Source organism: Salinicola sp. (genome assembly GCF_982684285.1).
The window spans coordinates 1-3,116 of record NZ_CEXLVS010000352.1 but is presented as its reverse complement, the minus strand read 5'-3'; the positions used below and the strand labels follow the sequence as shown (position 1 = coordinate 3,116).

Genomic DNA, 3,116 nt, shown 5'->3' with positions numbered 1-3,116 from the left:
CTTCCGCATCGACCCGGATCACCTTGACGCCCATGTGGCTGGCGAAGGTCTCCATCACCTGGTCGCCTTCCTGCTTGCGCAGCAGGCCGTTATCGACGAATACGCAGGTGAGCTGCGTGCCGATCGCCTTGTGTAGCAGTGCTGCGACCACCGAGGAGTCCACGCCGCCGGAAAGACCAAGCAGCACGTGGCGGTCGCCGACCTGGTCGCGCACGCGCTCGGTGAGGTCTTCGATGATCTGCGCCGGGGTCCAGAGCTTTTCCGCCTGGCAGATATCCAGCACGAAGCGCTCGAGGATGCGCTGGCCCTGCAGGGTGTGGGTCACTTCCGGGTGGAACTGCACGCCGTAGAAGCGCTTTTCGGGCCAGGTCATGGCGGCGATCGGGCAGCTCGGCGTGGAGGCGGTGACGGTGAATTCCTTCGGCGCGCGGGCGACCTTGTCGCCGTGGCTCATCCACACGTCCAGCAGCGCCCCGCCGTCGTGATCGACATGATCCTTGATGCCGCCGAGCAGGTCGTCTTCCGCGGCGACGCTGATCTGGGCGTAGCCGAACTCGCGCTTGTTGGAGCCTTCGGTGGCGCCGCCGAGCTGTTCGGCCATGGTCTGCATGCCGTAGCAGATGCCGAAGACCGGCAGGCCCATCTCGAACACGCATGCCGGCGCCCGCGGCGAGCCCAGCTCGGAGACCGATTCCGGCCCACCGGAGAGGATGATGCCGTTGGGGTTGTATTCGCGAATCTCTTCTTCGGTGATATCGAAGGCGCGGATCTCGGAGAACACGCCGATCTCGCGTACGCGGCGGGCGATCAGCTGCGTGTACTGGGAACCGAAGTCGAGGATCAGGATCTTGTGCGATTGGATGTCGGTCATGAAGGGGCCACCGCCGTAAGGGTTTCAATTGCCGAGACAAAAGCACGGCCGGAAAGGAATGAAGAGGAAAGAGCGAAGGGGAAAGATGCACTTCCCGCCTTCTCCCTTCCCTCTTCCGACTAACGGGTCAATCAAGCGCCGCGATAATTCGGCGCTTCCTTCGTAATCTGCACGTCATGCACGTGGGATTCGGTGATCCCGGCGCCGGTGATCTTGACGAACTCCGGCAGCGTGCGCATCTCGTCGATGTTGTGGCAGCCGGTGTAGCCCATGGAGGCGCGCAGGCCGCCCATCATCTGGTGAACGATGGCGCTCATCTGGCCCTTGTAGGGCACGCGGCCTTCGATGCCTTCCGGCACCAGCTTCTCGACGCCTTCGTCCTTGCTCTGGAAGTAGCGATCCGAGGAGCCCTGGGTCTGGGACATCGCGCCCATGGAGCCCATGCCGCGATAGGCCTTGTAGGTCCGGCCCTGGAACAGCTCGACCTCGCCCGGCGCTTCCTCGGTGCCGGCGAGCATGCTGCCGAGCATCACGGTGCTGGCGCCGGCGACGATCGCCTTGGCGATGTCACCGGAGTAGCGCACGCCGCCATCGGCGATCAGCGGGATATCGAACGGCTTGAGCGCTTCGGCGACGTTGGCGACGGCGGTGATCTGCAGTACGCCGACGCCGGTGACGACGCGGGTGGTGCAGATGGAACCGGGGCCGATACCGACCTTGACCGCGTCGGCGCCGGCTTCGGCCAAGGCGACGGCGGCGTCACCGGTGGCGATGTTGCCACCGATCACCTGCAGTTCCGGGTAGTGCTCCTTGACCCAGCGCACCCGGTCGCTCACGCCGTTGGAGTGGCCGTGGGCGGTATCGACGACCAGCACGTCGACGCCGGCTTCGACCAGCGCGGCGATGCGGTCCGGGGTTTCCGGGCCGGTGCCGACGGCGGCGCCGACCAGCAGGCGGCCATCGGCGTCCTTGGCGGCCATCGGGTAGGTGCGGGCTTTCTCGATGTCACGCACCGTGACCAGGCCGCGCAGGTGGAAGTCCTTGTCGACGACCAGGATCTTCTCGATGCGGTTTTCCTGCAGCTTGGACTTGATCACGTCCAATGAGGTGCCTTCGAGCACGGTGACCAGCTTGTCGCGCGGAGTCATGATCGCTTCGACGCTGTCGCTGTGATCCGGCTGGAAGCGCATGTCGCGCCCGGTGACGATGCCGACCAGGGTCTCGCCCTCGACCACCGGGAAGCCGGAATAGCCGTACTCCTTGGCCATCTCCAGCAGGTCCTGCAGCTTGGCGTTGGGACCGACGGTGACCGGGTCCTTGACGATGACGCTCTCGTGCTTCTTGACCTTGCGGACCTCGGCGGCCTGCTGGGTGATCGACATGCTCTTGTGGATGATGCCGATGCCGCCTTCCTGCGCCATGGCGATGGCCAGGCGCGCTTCGGTGACGGTATCCATGGCGGACGAGAGCAGCGGGATGTTGAGGGTCAGCTTGCGGGTCAGGCGGGACTTGAGTTCGACGTCTCTGGGCAGGACATCCGAGTAGCGGGGTACGAGTAATACGTCATCGAACGTAAGAGCTTCTTGCGCTATACGTAGCATGGTCGGAAACCCAATTGGCAGGTGGTGGGGAGCCTGTAACAGCCTGCGGCACCGCGATGAGGCATGCAGTGGGACCGGATCGGGGCCGCGAAAAGTTAATCGCGCATTATAGTCGTTTGGGCGGTGCCTCTCAATGGCAAGCGGCGGTTGTATGATAGGAGATGGACGATGCAACGCCGGGTGGCGGATTCGTGTAAGGCGTGCTCATGGCGCACTTCTCCCGCCAAGTCACGGTTTCCCTACGACATCCTCCCGCTCGGTGGCATGTTCGGGGGAACCATGGCACGCCAGGATCTGCCGCAGACAGGAGACAATCTCTGAGCTTGTCTTCGTCTGAGAAGCCTCGTCAAGCGCCGCTTCCAGGAAGCTATCGTAGTCTTGGCTCGCCTCGGCGTGAATCTGCCGTCCGCGCTTGGTGATGACGGTATAAACGCCACGCTTATCGTCTGGACAGACATCGCGAATCGTATGCCCATTACGTTCCATGCGCTCGACAAGCCGAGTTACGGAACTCTGATTCAACCCGAGCCTCTTGGCTAGTTCCTGCATTCTCAACTCAGCATCAGGTTCGGCGGCGAGCAAGTGTAGAGCACGATATTCGGTCAAACCCAGGCCATGCTGGCGCTGAAGGCTATTGGCAACCT

At 63.4% G+C, this 3,116-nt stretch carries 3 protein-coding genes; all 3 read right to left on the bottom strand.

Annotated elements, in window-relative coordinates:
• On the bottom strand, positions 1 to 871 hold an 871-nt coding region (gene guaA, locus AC3AYF_RS19650; protein WP_487780233.1), incomplete at its 3' end, for a glutamine-hydrolyzing GMP synthase.
• A gap of 131 nt (positions 872 to 1,002) precedes the next feature.
• A complete protein-coding gene (guaB, locus tag AC3AYF_RS19645; RefSeq protein ID WP_487780232.1) occupies positions 1,003 to 2,472 on the bottom strand; it encodes an IMP dehydrogenase in 1,470 nt (489 codons plus the stop codon).
• A gap of 228 nt (positions 2,473 to 2,700) precedes the next feature.
• Positions 2,701 to 3,116 (bottom strand): MarR family winged helix-turn-helix transcriptional regulator (locus tag AC3AYF_RS19640; protein ID WP_487780231.1); only part of this gene is annotated, 416 nt, incomplete at its 5' end.